The sequence below is a fragment of the Nonomuraea sp. NPDC050310 genome, assembly GCF_040655795.1.
In the GTDB taxonomy this organism is placed as follows: domain Bacteria; phylum Actinomycetota; class Actinomycetes; order Streptosporangiales; family Streptosporangiaceae; genus Nonomuraea.
Window position 1 is genome coordinate 795948 of the sequence record NZ_JBFAKP010000001.1, and the last position, 24533, is coordinate 820480.

General features: G+C 73.5%; 19 protein-coding genes. 12 read left to right on the plus strand and 7 right to left on the minus strand.

Annotated elements, in window-relative coordinates; all coding sequences use genetic code 11:
- Positions 1–19: 19 nt before the first annotated feature.
- Positions 20–2962, minus strand: a complete 2943-nt coding sequence (locus AB0I67_RS03820) for a BTAD domain-containing putative transcriptional regulator (RefSeq protein ID WP_357917075.1) — start codon at positions 2960–2962, stop codon at positions 20–22.
- 48 nt (positions 2963–3010) lie between these two features.
- Between AB0I67_RS03820 and AB0I67_RS03825 the strand changes: the two genes are divergently transcribed.
- Both AB0I67_RS03825 and AB0I67_RS03830 read left to right on the plus strand, forming a co-directional pair.
- Complete coding sequence (locus AB0I67_RS03825; protein WP_357917078.1) at positions 3011–3562, plus strand: NAD(P)H-dependent oxidoreductase; 552 nt, start codon at positions 3011–3013, stop codon at positions 3560–3562.
- Positions 3559–4104 carry a dihydrofolate reductase family protein gene (locus tag AB0I67_RS03830; RefSeq protein WP_357917081.1) on the plus strand — a complete coding sequence of 182 codons (546 nt, stop codon included), beginning with the start codon at positions 3559–3561 and terminating at the stop codon, positions 4102–4104. The genes AB0I67_RS03825 and AB0I67_RS03830 overlap by 4 nt, the downstream gene beginning before the upstream one ends.
- Here the strand turns inward: AB0I67_RS03830 and AB0I67_RS03835 are convergent.
- Complete coding sequence (locus AB0I67_RS03835; protein WP_357917084.1) at positions 4055–5449, minus strand: protein kinase; 1395 nt, start codon at positions 5447–5449, stop codon at positions 4055–4057. The genes AB0I67_RS03830 and AB0I67_RS03835 overlap by 50 nt on opposite strands.
- A gap of 188 nt (positions 5450–5637) precedes the next feature.
- Between AB0I67_RS03835 and AB0I67_RS03840 the strand changes: the two genes are divergently transcribed.
- Positions 5638–6585, plus strand: a complete 948-nt coding sequence (locus AB0I67_RS03840; protein ID WP_357917087.1) for a GNAT family N-acetyltransferase — start codon at positions 5638–5640, stop codon at positions 6583–6585.
- On the opposite strand, the gene AB0I67_RS03845 is transcribed toward AB0I67_RS03840, so the two are convergent.
- Positions 6578–7423, minus strand: coding sequence for an arylamine N-acetyltransferase (locus AB0I67_RS03845; RefSeq protein WP_357917090.1), 846 nt, complete (start codon positions 7421–7423; stop codon positions 6578–6580). The two genes, AB0I67_RS03840 and AB0I67_RS03845, sit on opposite strands and share 8 nt — an antisense overlap.
- 74 nt (positions 7424–7497) lie before the next feature.
- On the opposite strand from AB0I67_RS03845, the gene AB0I67_RS03850 reads away from it, so the two are divergent.
- Together AB0I67_RS03850 and AB0I67_RS03855 are read left to right on the plus strand one after the other, a co-directional pair.
- On the plus strand, positions 7498–8172 hold the full coding sequence (locus AB0I67_RS03850; RefSeq protein WP_357917093.1) for a response regulator transcription factor: 675 nt from the start codon (positions 7498–7500) through the stop codon (positions 8170–8172).
- Positions 8169–11405, plus strand: a complete 3237-nt coding sequence (locus AB0I67_RS03855) for a DUF4153 domain-containing protein (RefSeq protein WP_357917096.1) — start codon at positions 8169–8171, stop codon at positions 11403–11405. Before AB0I67_RS03850 ends, AB0I67_RS03855 begins: the two co-directional genes overlap by 4 nt.
- An 8-nt stretch (positions 11406–11413) precedes the next feature.
- On the opposite strand, the gene AB0I67_RS03860 is transcribed toward AB0I67_RS03855, so the two are convergent.
- Positions 11414–12931 (minus strand): APC family permease, encoded by a 1518-nt coding sequence (locus tag AB0I67_RS03860; protein WP_357917099.1) that lies wholly within the window; start codon positions 12929–12931, stop codon positions 11414–11416.
- 29 nt (positions 12932–12960) lie between these two features.
- On the opposite strand from AB0I67_RS03860, the gene AB0I67_RS03865 reads away from it, so the two are divergent.
- Genes AB0I67_RS03865 through AB0I67_RS03880 form a run of 4 tightly spaced genes read left to right on the plus strand, consistent with a single transcriptional unit; the run spans position 12961 to position 17154 of the window.
- Positions 12961–14490: an amidohydrolase family protein gene (locus AB0I67_RS03865; protein ID WP_357917102.1), complete on the plus strand. Its 1530-nt coding sequence runs from the start codon at positions 12961–12963 to the stop codon at positions 14488–14490.
- A gap of 31 nt (positions 14491–14521) precedes the next feature.
- Positions 14522–15580, plus strand: coding sequence for an alanine racemase (locus tag AB0I67_RS03870; RefSeq protein ID WP_357917105.1), 1059 nt, complete (start codon positions 14522–14524; stop codon positions 15578–15580).
- Complete coding sequence (locus AB0I67_RS03875) at positions 15577–15957, plus strand: Rid family detoxifying hydrolase (protein WP_357917108.1); 381 nt, start codon at positions 15577–15579, stop codon at positions 15955–15957. The genes AB0I67_RS03870 and AB0I67_RS03875 overlap by 4 nt, the downstream gene beginning before the upstream one ends.
- Before the next feature lie 9 nt (positions 15958–15966).
- Complete coding sequence (locus tag AB0I67_RS03880; RefSeq protein ID WP_357917111.1) at positions 15967–17154, plus strand: hypothetical protein; 1188 nt, start codon at positions 15967–15969, stop codon at positions 17152–17154.
- Here AB0I67_RS03880 and AB0I67_RS03885 read toward each other — a convergent pair.
- Both AB0I67_RS03885 and AB0I67_RS03890 read right to left on the minus strand, forming a co-directional pair.
- A complete protein-coding gene (locus AB0I67_RS03885; RefSeq protein ID WP_357917114.1) occupies positions 17147–18049 on the minus strand; it encodes an alpha/beta hydrolase family protein in 903 nt (300 codons plus the stop codon). The two genes, AB0I67_RS03880 and AB0I67_RS03885, sit on opposite strands and share 8 nt — an antisense overlap.
- Positions 18050–18071: 22 nt before the next feature.
- Positions 18072–18689: a LysE family translocator gene (locus AB0I67_RS03890; RefSeq protein WP_357917117.1), complete on the minus strand. Its 618-nt coding sequence runs from the start codon at positions 18687–18689 to the stop codon at positions 18072–18074.
- 197 nt (positions 18690–18886) lie between these two features.
- On the opposite strand from AB0I67_RS03890, the gene AB0I67_RS03895 reads away from it, so the two are divergent.
- On the plus strand, positions 18887–21607 hold the full coding sequence (locus AB0I67_RS03895) for an AAA family ATPase (protein WP_357917119.1): 2721 nt from the start codon (positions 18887–18889) through the stop codon (positions 21605–21607).
- A gap of 542 nt (positions 21608–22149) precedes the next feature.
- The gene (locus AB0I67_RS03900; RefSeq protein ID WP_357917122.1) at positions 22150–22482 is read left to right on the plus strand and encodes a YciI family protein; all 333 of its coding nucleotides are present in this window, start codon (positions 22150–22152) and stop codon (positions 22480–22482) included.
- 410 nt (positions 22483–22892) lie between these two features.
- Here AB0I67_RS03900 and AB0I67_RS03905 read toward each other — a convergent pair whose 3' ends face one another.
- A complete protein-coding gene (locus AB0I67_RS03905) occupies positions 22893–23528 on the minus strand; it encodes a TetR/AcrR family transcriptional regulator (protein ID WP_357917125.1) in 636 nt (211 codons plus the stop codon).
- Positions 23529–23647: 119 nt separating this feature from the next.
- On the opposite strand from AB0I67_RS03905, the gene AB0I67_RS03910 reads away from it, so the two are divergent.
- On the plus strand, positions 23648–24532 hold the full coding sequence (locus AB0I67_RS03910) for an alpha/beta hydrolase (RefSeq protein WP_357917128.1): 885 nt from the start codon (positions 23648–23650) through the stop codon (positions 24530–24532).
- The last annotated feature ends 1 nt before the right edge of the window (position 24533 follow it).

Sequence of the window (24533 nt, forward strand, 5' to 3'; positions counted from 1 at the left end):
TTGTGCAACGCCGAACCGCTCATGGCGGTTCCAGGCCGCGATATATCTCATCCGGATCAGTTCGGGCGCCTTCGGCGAAGTCGGCCTCGAAGCCCGGCGGTATGGCGGCGGTGACCCGGTCGATGTCGAGCTGCTCGATCGGCGAGGCCGGAACCTCCCACTCGGCCTTGGCCTTCTGCGCCGTGCCCAGGCAGCGGGCCGCCTCGCCGTACCGCCCGGCCAGGGCCAGCGCGCCGGCGAGCCCGATGAGCGCTCCGGCCATGTCGCGCCGCGCCTCCAGCCGCCTGCCGTCCTCGTAGCCGGCCCGGTGCAACTCCAGCGACCGTACGGCGTCGCCGAGCTCCTCGGCGACGAAGCCGAGCTCGGTCAGCACCATGGGGTGGTGCACCGCGCCCGGTTCGAGCAGCTCGCCCAGCCGGCGCTCGGCCTCGGCGTGCCGGCCGCCGCGGCGGGCGGCGAAGGCCAGCACGACCTGCGCGAAGTCGTGGCCGAGCTGGAAGCCCTGCTCCACGGCCAGCGTCAGCGCCCGCTCGGCCAGCTCGACGGCCTCCTCGTGGGCGCCGCGCTGCAGGGCGATCCAGCCGAGCCAGCACTGCCGCTCGGCGACCTGGGGCCACAGCCCGAGCTCCTCGGCCAGGGCCACGCTCTCGTGCGTCAGCCGCATGGCCTCGGCGTAGTCGGCGGCGATCTCCGCCCGCGCCGCCTGCCATTCGACCGCCTGGAGCAGCCCCCACCGGTCGCCCAGCCGCGCGAACAGCTCGGCGGCCCGGGCGGCGGCGGCCTCCAGGGCGGGCAGGTCCACCCGCACGTGCGCGTCGCGCGCCTCCAGGATCAGCGCCGCCGCCTCACCCCACTCGTCCCCCAGCTCACGGAAGTCCGCGGCCGAGAGCGCGGCCGAGCCGGAGTCCTCGGCCGCGACCAGGTTGAAGCCGTTGAACGCGGTGAACCAGCGGGCCCGCAGCCGATCGCGCGGCCCCTCGATCTCCTCGTACGGCACAGCCGCCCCGGCCTCGCCCTGCGCGGCGGCGAACCCCGCCTGCCAGGCCAGCGCCCGCGCCACCGCGTCCGGCGTCCCGCCCCGCTCCAGCGCCGCCGCGATGGCCCGCCGGGCCTCCCCGAGCCGCCCGCGCAGGAACCAGTACCAGCCCAGCGCGTCCACCAGCCGCAACGCGTGCGGCCCGGCCAGCGCCACCCGCAGGTTGGCCGCCTCGGCGTCGAGCCGCGCCAGCCACTGCCGCTGCTCGCTCCCGCGCACCTCGGCGCGTTCGGCGAGCGCGGTGTAGTACTCGGCGTGGCGCTGCCGTACCTCCTCCAGCTCGCCCGCCTCGCGCAGCCGGTCGGCGCAGAAGGCGGCCACCGACTCCAGCAGCCGGTAGCGCGGCCCGGCGGGGCCGTGCACGACGGTCACCAGCGAGCGGTCGACCAGCCGGACGAGGTGGTCGAGCACGTCCACCCCGCACACCGCCTCGGCCGCCTCCAGCGTGCAGCCGTCCACGTGCACGGCCAGCCGGCGCAGCACGGCCTGCTCGGGCTCGCCGAGCAGGTCCCAGCTCCAGGCGATCATCGCGGTGAGCGTCTGCTGCCGGGGCGGCGCGCCGCGGTGCCCGGTGGCCAGCAGCCGGAAGCGGTCGTCGAGCCGCGCGACCAGGCCGTCCACGCCGAGCGCGCGGGCGCGGGTGGCGGCCAGTTCGAGCGCGAGGGGGATGCCGTCCAGGCGGCGGCAGAGCAGGGCGAGCGCCTCCGACTCCGGCACCCGCGCGCGGGCGGTGAACAGCCGCATCGCGTCCGGCAGGTCGAGCGGCGGCACGCTCCACACCGCCTCGCCGGGCAGGCCCAGCGGCTCGCGGCTGGTGGCCAGCACGGTGAGCCGGGGCGCGGCGCGCAGCAGGGCGCGGACCAGGTCGGCGGCCTCGTCCACGAGGTGCTCGCAGTTGTCCAGCACGAGCACCATGTCGCGCTCGCGCAGCGCGGTCTCCAGCGGCACGTCGTCGCGCAGCCCGAGCGTGGCGGCGACGTGCGCGGCGAGGTCCCAGGTGTGGTCGAGACCGGCCAGCTCGACCAGCCACGCCGCGCGGGCCGTGGCGCGGGCCGCCTCGATCGCGAGGGTGGTCTTGCCCACTCCTCCGGAGCCGGTCAGGGTGACCAGCCGGTCGCCGGCCAGCAGCTCGCCCACCTCCGCCAGGGCCGTCTCGCGGCCGACCAGCTCGACCAGCGGGGCGGGCAGGTTGGGCGTGGGGGCGGTGCGCGGCGCGGCCGGCGCGGGGGAGAGCGTGGGGTCCTGGCGCAGGATCGCCTGGTGCAGCGCGGCCAGCTCGGGGCCGGGGTCCAGTCCGAGCTCGTCGGCCAGCCTCTCGCGCAGGTCCTGGTAGGCGGCCAGTGCCTCGCCCTGCCGCCCCGCGCGGTAGAGCGCGGTGATCTGCACCGCCCGCAGCCGCTCGCGCAGCGGATGCGCCGCGACCAGCTCGCTCACCTCGACCGACAGGCCCAGCTCCAGCCGGGCCTCGGCGAGCGCCTCGTGGCAGCTCAGCCGCTGCTCCTCCAGCCGGGCGACCGCCGCCCGCGCGAACTCCTCGTCGGCGAAGTCGGCCAGCGCCGGGCCGCGCCACAACTCCAGCGCCCGCTCCAGCAGCTCGGCCCGCTCGCGCGGATCGGCGGCGGCCTCGGCCTTGGCCACCAGGTCGGCGAAGTCGGCGGTGTCGAGCGAGCCGCCGTCGACCAGGTAGCCGGGCGGCCGCGAGACGATCAGGCCCTTGTCGCCCAGCGCGGCACGCAACTGCGAGACCCGCACGTGCAGGCTGGCCCGGCTCAGCGCCAGATCCTCGGCCAGCCGGTCGGCCGAGACCACCCGGCCCGGCGTCAGCAGCAGGTCGGCCAGCAGGGCTCGCACCTTCTGCCCCGGAATGGCGACCGGCTCGCCGTCGTCACCCCAGACGGCGAGCGGACCCAGCAGCCCAAAGCGCATGTAGGCCACCTTAAGACTTCGGTAAGGGCACTCGGTCAGGGTGAAGACATGGAAGAGCTGCGGATCGCGGTCATCATCGCGAGCACCAGGCGCGGACGGTTCGGCCCCACGGTGGCCGGCTGGTTCGCCGCCAAGGCGCGCCGCCGGGTGACGGTCGACCTGATCGACCTGGCCGAGACGCGGCTCCCCGAGACGCTGGAGGACACGGCCCCGCCCGCGGTGGCCGAACTCGGGCTCCGGCTCGGCGAGGCCGACGGCTTCGTGATCGTCACCCCCGAGTACAACCACAGCTTTCCCGCGCCCCTGAAGACCGCGCTCGACTGGTACTTCGACGAGTGGCACGCCAAGCCGGTCACCTTCGTCTCCTACGGGAGGGAGACCGGCGGGCACCTCGCGGTGGCGCAGCTCCGGCAGATCTTCATCGAGCTGCGTGCCGTACCGATCAGGGAGACTGTCTCCCTGCCGAACTACTGGGACCTGTTCGCCCCCGACGGCGGCTGGCCCCGGGCGGGAGCCGACTGCGAGCTCGCCGCCAAGACGACCCTCGACCAGCTCATCTGGTGGGCCAAAGCCCTCCGCACCGGAAGGACGACCTCATGAGGAAGATCATCAACTCCACCTACGTCTCGCTCGACGGCGTGCAGAGCAACCCGCACGAGTGGTCGCTCAAGTACTTCAACGAGGAGGCCGGGGCCCTGGCCTACGAGCAGCTCTTCTCCAGCGACGCCATGCTCATGGGCCGGCTGACCTACGAGGGCTTCGCCGAGGCGTGGTCGGCCCGCGCCGGGCAGGACGAGTTCGCCGACCGGTTCAACTCGATGCCCAAGTACGTCGCCTCGACCACGATGGACAAGGCCGACTGGACCAACACGCAGGTCCTGGAGGGCGACCTCGTCGAGGCGGTGCGCGGGCTGGAGGGCACCATCCTGATGTACGGCTATGGGCCGGTCGCCCGCACGCTGCTGGAGAACGGGCTCCTCGACGAGCTGCGGCTGTGGGTGCACCCGGAGATCGTCGGGCGTGGTGGCCTCGACGGGCTCATCTACCACGAGGGCAGCGCCGGGCAGCTCGAGCTCGCCGAGGTCAAGACCTTCAGTAACGGGGTGGTCGTGCTGTGCCTGCGTCCGAAGGCTGAGAGCTGATCAGTCTCAGCTCCTCGCGCAGCGCCTCCGGAGCGGGGCGCTGCGCCGGGTCGCCGGCCAGCAGCCGGAACAGCAACGGCGCCAGGCCCTCCGCCCTGGTCAGCGGCGCACCGGGCGACGGCGGCCGGCCTTCCACGGCGGTGTACAACGTCGCGCCCAGCGACCACAGGTCCGAGGCCGGGCCCATCCGGCCCTCCGGCGGCGTGTACGGGCTGTTGCCCAACTGTGGCTGCGGGGGCGCGAGCGAGGCCCGGCCCTCGGCGTCCAGCAGCACGCTGGCCGGGCGGACGTCGCCGTGCTGGCCGCCCTGCGCGTGCAGGCCGGCCAGGTGCTCCAGCAGCGCCAGCCCCACCCCGGCCACCTCCGCGGGCGGCAAGGGGCCGTCGGCCCCGATCAACTGATCCAGCCGCACCTCCTGGGACTCCACCTCGGGTACGGCAGGCGGCTCGGGCATCGCCAGCGGCGCCGCGGGCGTCCCCAGCACCGGCGCGGGCGGGTCCATGACCGGCGCGGGCGGGCCCATGGCCGGGGCGGGCGCGCTCACCACAGGTGCCGGGGCGTCGTTCCGCTTGCGCCGGAACCTCCCGAGGAGCCCCCGCTTGGGCGGCTCGACCAGGTCCGTCCTCGGCCGCTGCTGCACCGCCGCCTCCTCCCATGCGGGCGGCGGCGGCCCGACCGGCCCGGGCAGTGGCGGCGGCGGGGGCGGCGGAGCAGGGGGCTGCGGCAGAGCCAGGTTGTTGAGCACCACCCCCACCGTCTCCGCCGGCACCTGCCCGTCCAGCATGTCCCGGATGAGCGTCCGCAGCGGATCCCCACCGGCGGCCGGCTCGTTACCGGGCGGCCGCCCTTCGAGCGCGAAGTGCAAGGTGGCCGCCAGCGACCAGAGGTCGGCCGACGCCGGGAGCCCGGGCCGCGGCCCGCACAGCCCGGTGAGCACGGCCCGCCCGGTGGTGGTGAGCAGCACGCTGCCCGGGTTGACCCGCCCGTGCACCAGCCCGGCCCCGTGCGCGGTGGCCAGCGCGTGGAAGACCTGCAACCCCATCCGCGCCGCCTGCGCGACGGGCAGCGGGTGCCGGGAGGCGACCGCCGCCTCCAGCGACCCGCCGGAGACGAACTCCATCACCACCCAGCCCTCGTCCAGCACCTCGTGCACGGGGACGAGCGAGGGGTGGCGCAACCCGGCGGCGGCACGCGCGTCGTGCACCGCGTTCTGTCGCAGTTCCGGCGGAACCCGCAGCTCTTTGACGGCCACGTCCCGATGCAGCGCCTCGTCGAAGGCCAGCCGTACGGCACTGTCCGTGTCGCCGAGGGGGTTCAGTAGCCGATAACGCCCGGCCAGCTTCATGAAAGTGAACGATATCTGGAGTTCGACCGGCATAGCCATCGAGTGTTGTGGTTTGCGAAGGTTGCCATTAGTGTCGATCTCCAGCTCGACCAGGACAAAAGCCCTTAGGAGGTGAGGACGCCGTGTTTTCCGCAGTCTCCCGGCGCTCCCGCCCCAGGGAGCGCTCCTAGCCTTCAGGAGCAAGTCCCGTGACCGATCTGGTCTTCCGCCCTCTGCGTGACGAGGGCGAGTTCAAGCTGTTCTCCGCGATCACCGCTCCGCTGCCCGTGACCGGCGTCGGCGTGCGCGCCAAACCGTTCGAGGACCTGCTGGAGGAGTACCGGCCCGACTGGCTGTGGCTCGCCCAGCGCGGCGACGAGGTGGTCGGCCGCGCCGCCTTCTGGGGTCCGGCCGGGGCCGAGCACCCGTGGGCGCTCGACCACTTCGACTTCGACACCGTCGAGACCGGCGCCGCGTTGCTCGTCGCCGCCTACGCCGCGCTGGTGGGGCCGGACTACGTGCATCCGTGGGGGTCCAAGCGTCCCGAGTACAGCCTGTTCCTGCCGCCCGACTGGCGCGAGCGGCCGGACGCGTTCGCCGAGGCGAGCGTCCGCATCGAGGCCGCCGAGCGGGCCGGCCTGACGCTGCTGGTCGAGCGGCTGGCCGAGCGCTGGGAACCGGAGTGGGGGCTGCCGCCCCGCTCCGCCCGGCTCACCTTCGAGCCGGTCGGCCCCGGCGACGAGCCGCTGCGCGGGCTGCTGGAGCAGATCGTCAGTGGCAGCCTCGACGCCTACGACCTGCGCGACGTGCGCGAGCTGGGCGTGGAGGGCGCGGCCGGGCACGCGCTGGAGTCGCTGAACGACATGGACCCCGGGCGGAGCCGCTGGCGGTACGGCTACGACGCCGCCGGGGACCTGGTCGGCATGGTCCTGCCGGTGGACAACGGCCGCTTCGCCACCATCGGGTACATCGGCGTCGACCGGCGCCACCGGGGCCGGGGCTACGCCTTCGACCTGCTGGCCGAGGCGCTGCACCTGTTCGCCGCCGAGGGCCGGCCGTACGTGCTGGACAACACCGACGTCGGCAACCACCCCATGGCCGCCACCTTCGCCCGCGCAGGCTACCGGGTCACCGGCCGCCGGATGATCTTCACGTGACCGCCGGGTCCGTGCCGTTCAGCCAGGCCTGGTGGGCGGCGTGGACCCGCTTCCACAGCAACGCCTTCTCCTCCTCGGTCGCGTCCTCCAGGGTGAGGCCGAAGACGTCGGCGAGGGCGGCGAAGTAGTCGGCGGCGGTCTCCAGCGTCGTGCGATGGGCGCCGTGGCCGAGCCGGGTCAGGACCAGCCCGCGCAGGTTGTCCACCCCGGCCCGGTCGCGGCGCTGGACCACGGCAGTGCGGACGAAGCCCGACTCGGGCGAGGTGGTGAGGTGCTCGTGCATGGCCGTGAAGGCCGACATCTCCGTCTCCTCCAGGGCGAAGTCCATGCCGGCGAAGCTGCCGCTCGGGTCGTGCTCCAGCCGCCAGCCGCCCGGCGCGACCACCGAGGGACGCATGCCGTACTCGAAGGGGCCCTGCCGGTAGCGGCCCTCCGCCAGCGGCAGCGGCTCGTGCAGCGCGTCGCCGAGCCCGAGGTCGGCCAGGTAGCGGCCCTCCGGCAGCTCGACGGTGAGCACGAGGTGGTTGCCGGTGATGGCGGGCGGGGCGTCGGCGGTGTGCACGCCGCCGACATGCCGGCCGACCCGGAAGCCCATGGCCGTGGCCAGCGCGGCGAAGGCGCCGTTGAGGTGGTAGCAGTAGCCGCCGCGCCCGCTCACGATGCGCGCGGCCGACTCGGCCGGGTCGATCCCGGTGGGGCGGCCCAGCCAGATGTCGAGCACTTCGTACGGCACGCGTTCCACGTGGGCGGCGTGCAGGGCGGTCAGGGTCTCCAGCGTCGCCGGAGCGCCGAGCAGGTCGGGGCGGCCGAGCCGGCGAAGGTACGAGGGGATGTCCACTGCCCCAAGTCTGCACGAGATGTGCACAACCGGGGCATGCCTTTCTGCACGCCCCGTCTCTACGCTCTAGACCTGTGAAACGGGTTCTGCTGGTCGAAGACGACGAGACGATCGCCCTGGCGGTACGCGACCGGCTCGCGGCCGAGGGGTTCGACGTGCGCGTCGCGGGGGACGGCGCGGAGGCCGTGGCGGAGTACGGCAGGTCCGACCCCGACCTGGTCATCCTCGATCGGCTGCTGCCCGGCCTGGACGGCCTGGAGGTGTGCCGCCGGATGCAGGCGGCCAGGCCGGTGCCCGTGCTGATGCTGACCGCGCTCGGCGAGGAGACCGACGTGCTCGTCGGCCTCGGGGTCGGCGCCGACGACTACCTCGCCAAGCCGTTCAGCATGCGCGAGCTGGTCGCCCGCATCCACGCGCTGCTGCGCCGGGTGGAACGGGCCGCGCAACTGGCCGTCGAGGACACGGTGATCCGGGTCGGCGAGGTCGAGATCGACACCGCCGCCCGCCGGGTCTTCGTGGCCGGGACGGAGGCGCAGCTCACCAGGACCGAGTTCGACCTGCTGCGCCGGCTGGCCGAGCGGCCCGGCCAGGTCTTCGAGCGCGACCGGCTGCTGTCGGACGTGTGGGGCTTCTCCGAGGCCGCCGCCACCCGCACGGTGGACAGCCACGTCCGGGCGCTGCGCCGCAAGCTCGGCCCCGACGTGGTCCGTACCGTCCACGGGGTCGGCTACGCGCTGGTGCGCCGGTGAGGCCGCTCGACTTCCTGGGCCGGATCAAGGTCAAGCTCGGCCTGCTCATCGTGGCCGCGCTGGCCGTGGCCTTCTTCGTCTACGAGGTGCTGCTCACCGACCTGGCGCGCGGCTGGCGCATCGCCGTCGCCGTCGCGCTCGGGCTGGCCATGGTCCAGGTGCTGGCCTGGGGGATGACCCGGCCGCTGCGCGAGATGGCCCGGGCCGCCCAGATCGTCGCCAAGGGCCGCTACGACCTGCGCGTGCGCGCGACCTCCCGCGACGAGGTCGGCGAGCTGGCCCGCGCCTTCAACGCGATGGCCGCCGACCTCGGCGCGGTCGACCGGCAACGCCGCGAACTGGTCGCCAACGCCAGCCACGAGCTGCGCACGCCCATCACCGGGCTGCGCGCCGTCCTGGAGAACGTGATCGACGGCATCTCGCCGCCGGAGGCCCTGCGCACCGCGCTCGCCCAGACCGAACGGCTCGGCCGGCTGGCCGCGCAACTCCTCGACCTGTCGCGCCTGGAGTCCGGGGCACGCCTGATCGAGGAGGACGAGGTCGAGCTGGCCGCCCTGGTCCGCCAGGCGGTCGAGGAGGCCGCACCGGCGCGCGAGGACGTCCGGGTCGAGATGGCGGTGCCGCGCGGGCTCGTGGTCCTCGCCGACCCCGACCTGCTCGCGCAGGTGCTGGCCAACCTGCTGGACAACGCCGTACGGCACAGCCCCGCGGGCGGGGTCGTGACCGTGCGCGCCGACGAGCGGGAGCTCGTGGTGGCCGACGAGGGGCGGGGGATCCCCGAGTCGGCCAGGGCCAGGGTGTTCGAGCGCTTCTCCCGGCTGGACGCCGCCCGCGCGGCCGACGCCGGGGGCGCGGGGCTCGGGCTGGCCATCGTCAAGGAGATCGTCGAACTGCACGGCGGCTCCATCCACATCGGCGACGGACCGGGGTGCCGGATGGTCGTCGCGTTACCGGGGAGGCTTGTGATGGCACTCGACGGACCGCAGGACGCGGAGCTGGGCAAGCAACCCTCGCCCACCGAACCCCCAGCAACCGACCCCGGCCCGGCATCCCCGGCCACCTCCCCTGCCGCGTCGGCGGCCGGGTCGTCGGCCGCGTCCCCAACCGTCTCGGCGGCCGCGTCGCCGGCCGGGGAACCGGTCGCGGCCGGGTTGCCCGCCGGGGCGGCCCCGACCACCCCCGCGGTCGCCCCTTCCGCCGCCCAGCCCGCCGATCCCTCCACCGGCCCCTCAGTCGGCCCCTCCACCGGCCCCTCCACTGAGCCGTCCACCGGCCCCGCCGTCGGCCCGGTCCCTGCCGGCTCTCCCACCGACCTGGTGACCGTCCCGGCGGGGGTCGGGGCGGCCACCGGGCCGGGGCCGGACGTGCGGCCGGCCGGGCCGGACGAGGCCGGGGCCGGGGCGGAACCGCGGGTCCCGGGGGTCCCTGGGGTCCCTGGGGGTCCTCGGGTCGCGGGGGTGCCGGGCGGGCCGGGCAGTCCGTCGGTTCCGGGTGTCCCGGCCGTGCCGCCGGTGCCGGTGTTGCGGGCGGGCGAGACGCCGGTGCCCGGGCTGGCGCGGGTGGTGTTCGGCGGGCTGCTCGGGTCGGTCGTCGGCTTCATCCTCGGCATGGTCGCCGCCGTCTTCGCCGTAGTCGCGATAGACGAGGAGGGCGCCGGCGCCGTGGCGCTGGTGCTGGTCACGCTGGGGGGCGCCGTGGTGGGCGCCGCGGCGGGAGCCTCCAGCAGGGCCAGGGTCTACCAGCAGGCCACCACCCCGCCCCCACCCCCCGGCCAGCCGCTCCCGCCGTACGTGCCGCCACCGCTGTTCCCCCGCCCCGACCTGCCGGACACCCCGCGCTGGCTGCTCCCGGCGGCGGCGGGGGCGGGCGTGTTCGGCGCGATCGCGCTGCCCGAGTCCCAGGCCGGCCTGGGCTTGGTGCTCACCTTCCTGGTCCTGGCCGGCGCGGCGGTCCCCGCGGCGCTCAAGCGCATGACCCCCTGGACCGCGGCACTGGGCGCGGTCGCGCTCGCCCTGGTCGCGGTGGCCGCCTGGCGGGACGCGACCTGGTACGTGCTGCCCGCGCTGGCGCTGGGCTGCGCGGTGGCCGCACTGGCGATCTCCGGCGCCGGGGCGGGCTGGCTCGGCGTGATCAGGGGCGCCGCCGCGGCGCTGCTGTCGCTGGCGCCCGCGCCCTGGTTCCTGGCCGAGCCTCTGCGCCGCCCCGCCACCCGCAAGCGGTTGCTGCCCGCGGTGGGCGCGGTCGGCATCACCACCGTGCTGCTGCTGGTGTTCGGCGCGTTGTTCGCCTCGGCGGACGCGGTCTTCGCCAGCTTCGTGGAGCGGGTGCTGGCCACGCCGGAGTGGGCGGAGTCGATCCCGGGCCGGCTGGTCGTGTTCGTGCTGATCGCGGTCCTGCTCGCCTCGGTGGTGCTGGTCGCGTTGCGGCCGATCAACGACCCGGCCAGCCCGTCGCTCAAGCTGAAGCTCAGCCCGAGCCTGTGGATGCTTCCGCTGACCGCGCTCAACCTGCTGTTCGGCGTCTTCGTGGTGCTGCAGATCGCGGTGCTGTTCGGCGGCGCGGAGCGGGTGGTGCGCACGGCGGGGCTGACCTACGCCGAGTACGCCCGGCAGGGCTTCTTCCAGCTCGCCGTGGTCAGCTTCATCGTGCTGGCCATCGTCACCGTGGCCAGCGTGGTGGTGCGGGCGCGCGGCCGGGCCCGGCTGGTGCTCGCCGCCGAGCTCGGCACGTTGTGCGCGCTCACCCTGGTGATCCTGTTCTCCGCGCTGCACCGCATGGACCTCTACACCGAGGCCTACGGCCTGTCGCGGCTGCGCATCTCGGTGCAGGCCGCGATCTGGTGGCTGGCCGCGATCTTCGCGCTGGTCCTGATCGCCGGCGCGGTACGGCTGGCCGGCCGCGGCACGGTCTGGCTGCCGCGCACGGTGGTGCTGGTCAGCGCCCTCGGCCTGGTCGGGTTCGCCGCGGTCGACCCCGAGGCCCGGGTGGCGGAGTCGCAGGTGGCCCGCGGCGTCGACCGGGTGGACTACGGCTACCTGCGCGACCTGGGCGCCGACGCGGTGCCGGCGCTCGACCGGCTGCCGGAGCCGCAACGCTCCTGCCTGCTGCGCGAGATCGCCACGGGGGTGCGCAAGGCGCCGGAGTGGAACTCCTGGAACCTCGCCCGGGTGCGGGCGCACGACGTGCTGGTCAAGCGCCCGATCGTGGAGTCGGCCAGTTGCCCGTCCCGGTGATCGCCGGGTCACAGGCCGGTGGGGGTGCCCTCCTCGGGGACCAGGACCTCGGTGTCGGCGGTGAGCGTGCGCCCGCGGAAGTAGGCGGGCTCACGCAGCCAGCAGAGCATCATCAGCACCACTCCCACCGCCAGCGAGCCGATGCCGATCACGAAGACGCCGCCGACGCCGAGCAGGGAGGTCTCGCCGTACTCCGGGTCCCACATGTCGATCGCGCTCCGCACGAAGGCGGCCAGCATGATGATGCCGCCGAGCAGCGGGAAGATCCCCTTGAACCACAGGTCGCGAGCCGACCTGCGCAGGTCGCGGCGGAAGAACCAGACGCAGGAGAAGGCCACGATGGAGTAGTAGAAGGCGACCGCGAGGGCGAGCGAGGCCACCGAGTCGTAGAGCACGTTCTGGCTGATCAGCGACAGGCCCACGTAGTAGCAGATCGCCACGATGCCCATGACCGTGGTGGAGGACGACGGCGTGCCGTACTTCGGGTTGACCTTGGCGAAGCGCTGCGGCAGCGCCCGGTAGGCGGCCATCGCCAGCAGGCCGCGGGCGGTGGGCAGGATGGTGGTCTGCGTGGAGGAGACCGCCGAGATCAGCACCGCGATGACCACGATGATCGCCAGCGGGCCGAGCACCGAGTCGCTGAGCGCGGCGAAGACGTCGTCGGCGATGTCCTCGTTGCCCAGGCCGGTCGGCCCGTCCCCGGCTCCGCCGTACGCCAGGAGAGCGACGGTGGTCAGCGTGTAGACGCCGAGCAGGATCACCGAGCACAGCAGCGCGGCGCGGCCCGGCGTGTGGTGGCGGTCGGTGGTCTCCTCGTTGACCGCCAGGCAGGAGTCCCAGCCCCAGTAGATGAAGAGCATCAGCAGGAAGGCCTGGGTGAAGCTGGAGACCGAGTCGAAGGCGAACGGGTTGAACCACTCCCAGCTCGGCCGCACCGAGGTGTCCAGGGCGTCGCCGGCGTAGACCCGCCACAGCGCGACCACGCTGAACAGGATCAGCGCGCCGATCTGGATCGCGGTCAGCCAGCGCTGCATCTTCGCGCCGAACTCCAGGCTGCGGGTGCTGACCCAGGTCATCACCGCGATGCTGGCCGCGCCGATCACCGTCAGCGCGACCCGATTCCCGGCCAGCTCGTCCTGGCCGATCAGCCGCAGGCCGTACTGCGCGGCCACCTCGGCGACGTTGGCCAGGGCCAGGGTGCCGGACATCGCCACGCCCCAGCCGCCCAGCCACCCGACGACCGGGCCGAAGGCCTTGGCGCCCCAGGTGAAGGCGGTCCCGCTGTCGGGCACCGCCCGGTTGAGCTCGCGGTAGGCGAAGGCGGTGAACAACATCGGCACGAACGCGACGATCGCCGCGGCGGGCGCCTGCAGGCCGACGGCGATGACGACATAGCCGATCGTGCAGGCGATGGAGTAGGCGGGGGAGGTGGACGCGATGCCGATGATCGCGTTGTCCCAGAGGCCGATCGCGTCGTGGCGCAGCCCCTTGTCCGCCAAGGCTCCCCGCAGCCCCTTGTCCTTCAATCAGTCTCCCGGGTGGTTCAATCCTTTGCGTGACTTTTGACGTGGTCATCACCGGCGGGCGCGTGCTGGACGGCACCGGAGCCCCGGCCTTCAGGGCCGACATCGGCATCAACGGCACGCGCGTCACCGCCGTGGGGCGGCTGGAGGGCGCGGCGGCGGGCGAGGTGATCGACGCCACCGGGCGCTTCGTGGCGCCGGGTTTCGTCGACTGCCACGCCCACGGAGATGCGGTGGTGTTCGACCCCGAGGTCCAGCTCGCCGCGCTGCGGCAGGGCGTGACCACGTTCGTGCTCGGCCAGGACGGATTGTCGTTCGCGCCCGGCTCGGCGACCACCGTAGCCTATGCGACCAGGTACTTCGCCGCGGTGAACGGGTCGTTGCCGCGCCCGGAAGGGCCGCTGTCGGTGGCGGAACTGCTCGACGCCTACGACCGGGCGACCGCGCTCAACACCGCCTACCTCCTGCCGCACGGCACGATCCGCTACGACGTCATGGGGGCCTCGCCCGAGGAGCCGTCGCGCGAGCAGCTCGCCGCGATGGTCCGGCACGTGGAGACCGGGCTGGCCGAAGGGGCGGCCGGGCTGTCCACGGGGCTGGAGTACCTGCCGGGCCGCTACGCCGGCACCGCCGAGCTGGCCGCGCTCTGCCGGCCGCTGGGCCGCCTGCCGTACGTGACGCACATGCGCGCGTACGGCGTGCGAGCCGGGGTCGGCATGGCGGAGGTGGCCGAGATCGCGAAGGCGTCGGGCGTCGCCGCGCACGTCTCCCACCTGCACGGCCCGGCCGACGTGCTGCTGCCGCTGGTCGAGCGGGCGCTCGGCGAGGGCGTCGACCTGAGCTTCGACAGCTACCCCTACCTGCGCGGCAGCACGATCCTGGCGATGGTGGTGCTGCCGCCGTCGGTGCCCGCCGCCGAGGTGGAGCGGGCGATCGAGGTGCTGGAGTCCGACGGGCTCGACGAGCACTGGGCCTCGCTGGCCGACACCTGGCCCCGGCTGACCGTCTCGCACGCGCCCGGCTCGGAGTGGGCCGAGGGGCTGACCGTCCCGGAGGCCGCCGAGCGGGCCGGGACCACCCCGGCGGAGTTCTGCCGGCGGCTGCTGATCGACACGCGGCTGGAGGCGGGCTGCGTCTCCGCCCGGCCGGACGAGGGTCCCGAGGGCGAGGAGTCGGTGCGGCGTGTGCTGCGGCATCCGGCGCAGACCGGCGGCTCCGACGGCATCTACGTGGGCGGCCACCCGCACCCGCGCGGCTTCGGCGCCTTCGCCCGCTTCCTCGGCCGGCACGTGCGCGAGCTGGGCGACTGGAGCTGGCCGGAGGCCGTGGTCCACCTGGCCTCGCACCCCGCCCGGCGCTTCGGCCTGGACGGGCGCGGGCTGGTACGGCCCGGCTTCGTGGCCGACCTCGTGCTGATCGACCCGCGCACGGTCGGCGACGTGGCGACCTACGCCCAGCCGCGGGCGGTGGCGACCGGCGTGGACGACGTGCTCGTGTCGGGCACCCGGGTGCTGGCCGGGGGAGCCCTGACCGGGGCGACCGCAGGCCGGGCCCTGCGTTGATAAGGTCGGACGCGGACAAAAGGGGGTTTCGGTGGGGTCTGTTTTCGACGGGTCGTATGAGTTCCCCCTGATGGTCGTGCACCGGGCCGCGCTGGAGCACAACATCGCGACCATGGCCGCCTTCACCCGCGACCACGGCCTCGCCTTCGCCCCGCACGCCAAGACGCACCTGTCGCCGGAGATCGCCCGGATGCAGCTCGACGCGGGCGCGTGGGGGCTGACCGTGGCCACGCCGGCGCAGGCCCGCATCGCCCGGGGCTTCGGGGCCCGGCGGCTGATCGTGGCCAACCAGCTCGTCGACCCGGCCGGGCTCGACTGGGCGCGCGCCGAGCTGGAGCGCGACCCCGGCTTCGAGCTGTACAGCTTCGTGGACTCGGCCGCGAGCGTCGAGCTGCTGGCCGCCCGCGCGGGCGGGCGGCCGTACCGGGTGCTGGTGGAGCTGGGGCACGCCGGCGGACGGGCCGGCTGCCGGACGCTGGAGCAGCTCCTGGAGCTGGCCGCGCTGGTGCAGCGGACGCCCGGGGTGGAGCTGGCCGGCGTGGCCGGCTACGAGGGCTCGCTCAAGGACGCCGCGGAGGTGCGCAAGTACCTGGGCGTGCTGCAGGACGCGGTGGAACACCTGCGCGTGCGCACCCCGATCCTGTCGGTCGGCGGCAGCCAGTGGTTCGACGTGATCGCCCGCGAGCTGGTCACCACCCAGGCCCGCGTGGTGCTGCGCAGCGGCGCCTACGTCTCGCACGACGACGGCTACTACCGCGAGCGCACCCCGTTCAACCGCGTCGAGGGCGAGCTGCGGCCCGCGCTGGAGGTGTGGGCGCACGTGCTGTCCACGCCCGAGCCCGGCCTGGCGATCGTCGGCATGGGCAAGCGCGACGCGCCCTACGACGAGGGGCTGCCGATCCCGCGCCGCCCCGGCGTCGAGGTGCTGAAGATGCAGGACCAGCACACCATGGTGGCCGGGACGCTCCAGGTGGGCGAACTGCTCGCCTTCGGCATCTCCCACCCGTGCACCGCCTTCGACAAGTGGCGCGAGCTGCCGCTGGTCGACGAGGACTACCAGGTTGTCGGAACGATAAGGAGCCTGTTGTGAAGAAGGAACTGAGGACGACCGAGGGCGCGGCGCCGGTCGGCGCCTACTCGCAGGGACTCGTGGTGGGCGACTTCGTCTACACCTCGGGCGCCGGGCCGCTCGACCCGGTCACCGGCGAGGTGGTCGGCGACGACATCGAGACGCAGACCCACCAGACGATGCGCAACCTCGGCGCCATCCTCGCCGCGCACGGGCTCGGCTTCGACGACGTGATCAAGGCGACCGTGCACCTGCAGCACCTCAAGCGGGACTTCCCTGCCTACAACGAGGTGTACAAGTCGTACTTCAGCCAGCCGTACCCGGTGCGGACCACGGTCGGCTCCGACCTCATGGACATCCTGGTCGAGATCGACTTCGTCGCGCACAAGAGCGCGTAAGGTTCGCCTGTGGACAGTTCGGTGTACGTCTTCGCCGAGGACCTGCGAGGCGAGGGCACGGAGCGGGTGCTCGACCGCATCCGTGGGTACGGCGTGGCCGGCGTGACGGTCGGCGCGGTGCACCACGGCTCGCGGGACGTGACGCCGCACGGGCTGTCCAAGCTGACCCTGCGCCACGACGGGGCGCACTTCCCGCTGCCCGGCGACCTGTTCGCGGGGCAGCGGCTCCGGCCGCCGGCCGGGTACGCCGACGTCTTCGACGGGCTCGGCGAGGCGTGCCGGGCTCGCGGGCTCAAGCTGCACGGCTGGACCGTCTTCCTGCGCAACGGCAGCCTCGGCGCCGAGCACCCCGACGTGACCGTGCGCAACTGCTTCGGCGACCGCGGCTACCCGACCGACCTGTGCCCGGCCCATCCCGACGTGCGGCAGTACGCCGTCTCGCTGGCCCGCGCGGTGGCCCGGCTCGGGGTGGACAGCGTCGTCGCCGAGTCGCTGCACTACCGGCCGCTCAAGGCCGAACGCTCCTTCGTGCCGCTCGGGCCGATGGACGCCTACCTGATGGCGTTGTGCTTCTGCGACTACTGCATGAGCCGCGCCGCCGACCTCGGGGTCAACGCCGAAGGCGCGCGCGAGGAGTGCGCGCGCATCGTCGGCGGCGTCCTGGGCGGTGACCCGGCCGCGCAGGGCGAGGTGACCCGCGCAGCGCTCACCGCCTACGCCGGGCCCGAGGTGGTCGCCTACGCGCGGGCCCGCTCCGAGACGGTGACCTCGCTGGTCGCCGAGGTCTCCCAGGCGGTCGCCGCCGAGGGCAGCCGGCTGGTCTTCGTCGACTCCACCGGCTCGGTCAAGGGCTACCAGGACGGCCTGCCCACCCCCGGCCTCGCCGCGCACGACGCCTGGCAGTTCGGGGTGGACCTGGTCGCGCTCGGCGACCTCGTGCCCTCCTTCGCCGTGCTCGCCTACGCGCGGGACGCGGCCCGCGTGGCCGACGACGTGGGCGCCTACCTGCGTTCGGTCGGCAAGGACCGCGAGGTCAGGGCGGTGCTGCGGCCCGGCTACCCGGACAGCGACTCCGCCGACCGGCTCGCGGCCAAGGTGCGCGGGGTCAAGGCGGCCGGCGCCTGGGCGGTGGACTTCTACGCCTACGGGCTGATGTCCTTCCCGGTGCTCGACCGCATCCCGGCCGCGCTCATCTGACCGCCTCGACCAGCATCGGCAGGGCCTTCTCCAGCTCCCGGGTCCAGTAGGGCCACGCGTGCGTGCCGGGGCCGTACAGGTTCACGGTGAGTCGCACGCCGGCCTTGCGGGCGGCCTCGACGAAGGTCCGGTTCCGGCGTTCGATGACCGCTTCGCCGTCGTCGCGGCTGGTCGTGCTGTCCAGCGGGCCGGGCTCGCCGTTGCCGCACGAGACGTAGACCGGCAGGCCCTTCAGCTTGGCGGCCAGGGCGGTCGGGTTGCGCCGGGCGATCTCGGCGTCGTCGGCCCACAGGTCGCGCGACTGCTCCTGGGCGATGTAGTCGGCGTCGGACCTGGAGGCGTCCAGCAGGCCGGAGAAGGAGGCGGCGGCGCGGAACAGGCCGGGATGGCGGGCGGCGTAGGACAGCGCGCCGAACCCGCCCATCGACAGGCCCGCCACCGCCCGGCGGTCGGTCGCGCCGTACTTGCGCTCGATCAGCGGGAGCAGCTCGGTGAGGTGGAAGCTCTCCCACTTCGGGCCCTTCGCCCAGTCGCTGTAGAACCCGGCGCGGCCCCCTTCCGGCACGACCACCACCAGGTCGAGGTCCTCGGTGAGATCGTCGGCGTGGCCGCGGGAGATCCAGTCGACGCCGGTGTGGCAGCAGCCCTCCAGCAGCAGCAGGAGCGGATGACGGCTGCCCTCCCGCCAGCCCTTCGGCAGGAGCACCTCCACCGTCGCCTCGCCGCCCAGCGCCGGGGACTCCACCGTGAGCGTGCGCTGTCGGCCGTCGGCCTCCTCGCCGACCACCTTCAGCGCAGCCGGCGGCCTTTGGTGCGGCTCCTTTTGGTACGGCTCCGCCGCCGGGGCGCACCCGGGCAGGAACAGGACGAGCGCCAGCAGCAGCCGCTTGATCACGCGAGGATTGTCGCCCGTGCGGTCACCGGCGTCCAGCGAGTGCGGTCACCGCGCCCAGCCCCAGGTACACCACGCCGCTGAACAACCGCAGCCCGCGCGCCTTGGCGGCCAGTTTCGTGCCCAGCGCCCCCGCGGCGAAGGCGTAGACCAGGTCGGAGATCAGGCCCAGGGTGAAGAGGATCACCCCGAACACCGCGATCTGCGCCGCCGGGGCGCCCCGGCCCGGGTCCACGAAGGCGGGCAGGAAGGCCAGGAAGAACAGCGCCACCTTCGGGTTCAGCACGTTGACCAGCACGCCCTCCAGGAACACCGCCCTGAGCGGCTGCGCTTTCACCGCCTGCTCGCCGCCGCCGTCCCTGCCCGTCAGCGCCCTGACGCCCAGGTACACCAGGTAGGCCACCCCCGCCCACCGGACCACCTCGAACAACGTCGCCGACTGCCGGACCAGCACCGACAAGCCCAACGCCGCCGCCGCGACGTGCACCAGCGTCCCGCACTCCACCCCCAGCGCGCTCGCCACCCCCGCCCGCCGCCCCTGCGCGAGCGCCCTGGTGGTGATGTACAGGTGGTTGGGGCCCGGGATCAGGACCAGGGCGAGCGAGGCGGTGGTGAAGACGACCAGCGTCGACCAGGCGAACATCTACCCGACGCTAGGCCGCCCGCCGCCCCGAGGACAGATCCATTCCCCCTGCCCGTCCCCGGACCATTCCTATGTGGGGGCCCGCCACCCCTTGGTCCTCTACGCGGTCCGCACCCCCACGGCGGATCATGCCGCGCACAAAGCCCCCACCCAGCCACAAAATCCAGGTTGTCACCGGCCCATGGCATAGTGGCAGCGTGACCAGGGTTTTGATCGGCCGTTCCACGGAGCTGGACGCGCTAGTCCAGGTGCTGGACGCCGCCGCGTCCGGCACCGCCGGCGTAGCGCTCGTCGGCGGCGACGCGGGCATCGGCAAGACCCGCCTGGTCACCGAGCTCGCCCAGGAGGCCCGCGACCGCGGCTTCCACGTCCTGGTCGGCCAGTGCGCCGAGCTGGGCGACGCCCTGCCGTACCTCCCGCTCCTCGACGCCCTGCGCGAGCCGTCCATCCGCGAGGCGGTCGAGGCCAGGCCGATCCTGCGCGGGGAGATGCTCGACGGCGGCGCCTCCTCCGGCCTGACCCAGCAGCGCCTGTTCGGCTCCCTGCTCGACCTGCTGGGCGAGGTCCAGCCGGTGCTGCTGGTCCTGGAGGACCTGCACTGGGCCGACCGCTCCACCCGCGACCTGCTGATCTTCCTCAGCCGCATGATCCAGTCCGGCCGCGTCTGCGTGGTCGGCACCTACCGCACCGACGACCTGCACCGCCGCCACCCGCTCCGCCCCGTGCTGGCCGAGCTGCAGCGCCTGCCCACGGTGACCGCCCTGGAGCTGCGCCCGCTCGCCGCCGACGACATGACCGACTTCCTGTCCACCCTGGGTGAGGTACGGCAGGCGGTGATCAGCCAGGTCGTCGCCCGCGCCGAGGGCAACCCCTTCTACGCCGAGGAGCTCTTCGCCGCCGCGGCCGACGGCGAGTCGATGCCCGACACCCTGGCCAGCCTGCTCATGTCCCGGGTCGAGGTGCTGTCGGAGGAGGCCCAGCGCGTGCTCCGGGCCGCCGCGGTCGCCGGGCGCAAGGTGAGCGACGGGGTGTTGCGCGAGGTCACCGGCCTCGGCATCGCCGAGTTCGAGGAGGCGGTCCGCGAGATCGTCTCGCGCGGCCTGCTCCGCGTCGACGGCTACGGCTACATCTTCCGTCACGCCCTGCTCCAGGAAGCCGTCTACACCGACCTGCTGCCCGGCGAGCGTACCCGCGTCCACGCCGCCTTCGCCCGCCTGCTCACCGACCCGGCCGAGCTCGCCCACCACCACCTCGCCGGGCACGACCTGGCCGGCGCGCTCAAGGCCTCCGCCGAGGCCGGCCGGCTGGCCGAGCGGTACGGCGCGCCCGCCGAGGCTCACCGCCACTACGACCAGGTGCTCAGCCTGTGGGACCGAGTCCCGGACGCCGAGACTCTCGCCGGCGAGGACCGCCTGGCCCTCGCCCTGCGCAGCGCCGTCATGGCCTCCGACAGCGGCGACAACCACCGCGCCGTCGCCCAGCTCCAGGCGCTGCCGGCAACCTCCGAGGTGGAGGAGCGGCTGGCCTACTACCTCTACGAGCTCAACCAGGACGAGTCCGCCACCGCCATCGCCGAGAACGCCGTCCGCACCGCCCCCGACGACGGCCGCCGCGCCCGCGCCCTGTCCACCCTCGCCCGCTGCCTGTGGTGGGGCCCGAGGCACAGCGAGGCCCGCCCGGCCGCCGTCGAAGCCCTCGAAGTCGCCCAGCGCAGCGGCGCCCGCGAGGCCGAGGTCAGCGCGCTCATCACCCTCGGCGTCTACGAGGAGCTCGAAGGCGACCTCGAACGCGGGCTCAAGTACCTCGACGCGGCCCTCGACTCCTCCTCCGGCGACCTGGCCACCGACCTGCGCGCCCTGTTCATCCGCAGCCGCGTCTCCTTCGACCACGGCGACCTGTCCGGCGCCGCCGAGTTCGCCTCGCGCGGCATCCGCCTGGCGCAGGAGACCGGGCTCACCTGGAGCACCTACGGCACCGACCTGCGCTTCCTCCGCTTCCTCGTGCACTACGCGGCGGGCGAGTGGGACCACGCCCAGACCGTCGCCGCCGGCTTCGGCGCCCGGGTCGGCACGGTCCAGGAGGCGTTGCTGTCGTCCTTCGCGCTCTTCATCGAGGTCGGCCGCGGGCTCGACGGCGTGGAGGAGCGGCTCGACCTGCTCCGGCCCTTCTGGACCGACGACCTGATCGCGTACATGTCCCGGGGCATGGCCGCCGAGCACGCCCTATGGAACCGCGACCCGGCCACGGCCATGGAGCACGTCGAGGCCGTCCTGTCCTCGCTCACCCCGGCCGACCCCGGCATCATCCGCGTCGCCGCCACCGGCCTGTGGGCGCTCGCCGACCTCGGCCGCACCGACGGCGCCGACGCCCTCATCGAGGCGGCACGGCACGGCTACACCACCGGCCCGTCCGGCCGCCGCAACGCCATGGGACCCGAAGGCCAGGCCTGGATGGCCCGGGCCGAGGCCGAATGGGCCCGCCTCCACGGCCGGGACACGCCCGACCAGTGGCGGGGCGTCGTGGCCGCCTTCGACTACGGCTTCACCTACGAGGTCGCCCGGGCCCGGTGGCGGCTCGCCGAATCCCTCGCCGCCGCCGGTGACCGGGACGCCGCCCAGGCCGAATGGACCCTCGCCCGTGACGCCGCCACCCAGCTCGGGGCCCGGCCTTTGGCGACCGCGCTGGAGGAGTTCGGGCGCCGTGCCCGCTTCGTCGAACGGCCCGCCGGGGTGCTCACCGCCCGTGAGCTGGAGGTCCTTCGGCTGGTCGCCGAAGGGTTGCCCAACCGGGAGATCGCGGGGCGGCTCTTCATCGCGCAGAAGACGGTCAGCGTGCACGTGTCCAACATCCTGGCCAAGCTCGGCGCCTCCACCCGCACCCACGCCGCCGCCGAAGGCCGCCGCCTCGGCCTCCTTTAACTACTCGGCCCTTCGTCCGGCGCGCTTCGCGCGTTTTGGCTCGGACTCCTCTCATGGGGGAGCCGAGCTCCCCCAAACCCCCTGGCCGGGGCCTCCCGGCCCCCGGACCCCCGAGTCTGAAGCGGTGGCACACAGGTCCATCAGGGCAAGGAGCCGGACAGGGATGAGGTGCTCCGGCGATCTCATGCGCCCTACGTGGTGGCGGGCTCGAGGCGCGGGGCCCCGAGGACGGCCAAGATCTGCGGCTGGTCTGTTCATCTGGGGATGGGGCGGGCGTGAGGCGGATGAGCTTCGGGGGGAGTCCCGGTGATGAGGAGATCAGCGCGCCTACAGCGGGCGGCGACCTCCACGAGGAAACGGTCGCTCTTCATCGCGGCCCTCGTGCCGAGCGTGGTCGGCGGCGAGGCGCCTGCACCACTGACCGGTCCCTCGGGCCAGAGGCGCTGACGAAGCCAGTCCTCGCGAGAGTGCGGTGAGTTTGAGGTCGGCCGGGAGTCGGTATCGGTGAGCACTGCCCAGGAACCGAGAGAAAGGCCAGTGGCATGGCGAAGTTCGTGACCATCGGGTACGGGGATCAGGACGGCTACGACCGCACCGACGTGGCGGTACGGGACGAGGCGCACGCCCATGACGCACGCCTGATTGAGGGAGGGGCCACGGCGGGGATCGCTGGGGTGCCGGTGCAGGTGCGGAACCACGACGGGGCCGGGGTGAGGGTGGAGCGGGGTGCGTTCATGTCCTCGGAGCTGCCGGTGGCGGGGTTCGGGATCATCGAGGCCGACAGCCTGGAGGAGGCGATCGAGCTGGTGTCGAAGACGCCGTGCGCGGTGGCTCAGGGAGTGGTCGAGGTGTGGCCGCTGCAGGAGGCGCCCTGAGCGTGTTTGTAGTCGCGGAGTGAGCGGCTGGTACGGGACGGGGCGAAGTCCGGTGGTCGTGCGCCTTTAGATCCCTTGGCCCGCCGGTCGGCGTAGTCCTGGCGGGCAAGTTGGACAGCCAGTATTGACCGGTTTGGGCTCATCGGTGGGGCCACCGCACGATCGGCCACCGTTCCGGGCAGGGGGCCGCCCGGCTCGTGGGCGACGCGGTGCCTGGCCCGACGCACCCCCGAGAGGCCCAACACATCCCCGAGAAGCCCGACGCACCCGCAAGAAGTCCCACGCACCCCCAAGAAGTCCCACGCACCCCAAGAAGCCGATGCGCCCGTGAGAAGGCGGCGCCGGGGTTAGCAGCCCGGCGCGGCAGGTTGGCTTCCGATGGGGGCGGAGGTTGACCGCCTCGCGGGTGATCAGTGTCTGGCGCTCGTGGAGTCGGGCGCGGGCCGTGGCTCGGCGGGTTCGTTCCTCGCGTGCAAGGCGCGGGTGATGAGGGTGTCGAGTTCATGAGCGTCCGGCATGCCCAGGTCGTAGAGCAGGCGGTAGTGCAGCGGCCCGTACAGCAGGTAGAGAGCGACCTCCGGGTCGGCGTCGGGCGGGAACTGCCCCTGCTGCTGGGCAAGGCGCAGCCGGGCTCGGAACAGTTCGAGCTGGGGTTCCAGCAGGAGTTCACGGAGTTGGCGGGCGACGTCGGGGTTCTGGAGCCCTTCGGCGATCACTCCGGCCAGGGGCGAGGTGCGGGGCGGGTGGATCGCGGCGATGAGACCCTGCATCTGGGTGCGGAGGTCGGCGGCGAAGTCGCCGGTGTCGGGGTAGCCGGTGGTCTGCTCGGCGATCTCGATGAGCAGCTCGATGGTCACCATGGCCTTGGAGGGCCACCAGCGGTAGATGGTGGGTTTGCCGACGCCGGCGCGGGCGGCGATGGCCTCGATGGTGACGTCCGCGTACCCCTTCTCGGCGATGAGCTGGGCGGTGGCGTCCAGGATCGCGCGGCGGGCGCGGACGCTGCGCCGGGCCGGGTCGGGCGGGGTGGGGGCGGTCGGTTCCATGTCCGGAGTCTACCGCAGACGTGACGTTACGTTTCGTTTTGACAGAAGTGGTCTGCGTGATCTAGCGTCCAGAGACGTTACGGAACGTTCCGTAACGTTGAGATCTGAGGAGCAAGAAAATGAAGCACGGACGCGTGACCGCCAACGGGATCGACTTCTCCTACGTCGAGGAAGGGGAGGGCCCGCTGGCTCTGCTCCTGCACGGCTTCCCCGAGTCGGGGGCGGCGACCTGGCGGCACCTGATCCCGGCGCTAGCCGAGGCCGGATACCGGGCCGTGGCCCCGAACATGCGGGGCTTCGCGCCGACCGCGCTGCCGGCCGACGGCCGCATGCTGATCGCTGACCTGGTCGCCGACGCCAACGCCCTGCACGAGGTGCTCGGCGGGGACGGCGACGCGGTCATCATCGGCCACGACTGGGGCGGCGGCACCACCTGGGCCACCGCGGTGGCGGCACCGGAGCGGTGGTCCAAGGTGGTCGTCAGCGACGTGCCGCCGCTGCAGTTCTTCGGCGCGTACGCCGGGACCTACGAGGGCATCGAGGCGCTCAACCACTTCTGGTTCTTCCAGATGGACATGGCCGAGGGCATCCTGGCGGCCGACGACATGGCCTACATGTTCCAACTCATGCAGAACAAGTGGACGGCGCCCGGCTACGACGCCACGGAGGACTTCCTGGCCACCCGCAGTGCCCTCGGCGAGCCCGAGCGCCTGCGGGCGGCGCTGGACCTGTACCGGCAGAACTTCGGAACCAAGATCATGGGCACCCCGCAGTGGCAGGCCGAGCAGGGCGCGCTCTGGGGGCCGCTGCCGACGCAGCCCACGCTCTACCTGCACGGGACCGAGGACAACAGCGTCGTCCTCGATCAGGCCGACCTCGACGCCATCGGCAGGCTGCTGTCCGAAGGCTCGCAGACGGCCTTCATCCAGGGTGCCGGGCACCTCGTCCCGGCGGAGAAGCCCGCCGAGTACAACGCGCGAGTCCTGGAGTTCCTGAAGAGGTGAG

Excerpts from the sequence above, each read along its gene's own strand:
- AB0I67_RS03900 (WP_357917122.1), top strand. The coding sequence starts at position 22,150 with ATGGCGAAGTTCGTGACCATCGGGTACGGGGATCAGGACGGCTACGAC.
- AB0I67_RS03910 (WP_357917128.1), top strand. The coding sequence starts at position 23,648 with ATGAAGCACGGACGCGTGACCGCCAACGGGATCGACTTCTCCTACGTC.
- AB0I67_RS03905 (WP_357917125.1), bottom strand. The coding sequence starts at position 23,528 with ATGGAACCGACCGCCCCCACCCCGCCCGACCCGGCCCGGCGCAGCGTC.
- AB0I67_RS03835 (WP_357917084.1), bottom strand. The coding sequence starts at position 5,449 with ATGAAGCTGGCCGGGCGTTATCGGCTACTGAACCCCCTCGGCGACACG.
- AB0I67_RS03820 (WP_357917075.1), bottom strand. The coding sequence starts at position 2,962 with ATGCGCTTTGGGCTGCTGGGTCCGCTCGCCGTCTGGGGTGACGACGGC.
- AB0I67_RS03825 (WP_357917078.1), top strand. The coding sequence starts at position 3,011 with ATGGAAGAGCTGCGGATCGCGGTCATCATCGCGAGCACCAGGCGCGGA.
- AB0I67_RS03890 (WP_357917117.1), bottom strand. The coding sequence starts at position 18,689 with ATGTTCGCCTGGTCGACGCTGGTCGTCTTCACCACCGCCTCGCTCGCC.
- AB0I67_RS03830 (WP_357917081.1), top strand. The coding sequence starts at position 3,559 with ATGAGGAAGATCATCAACTCCACCTACGTCTCGCTCGACGGCGTGCAG.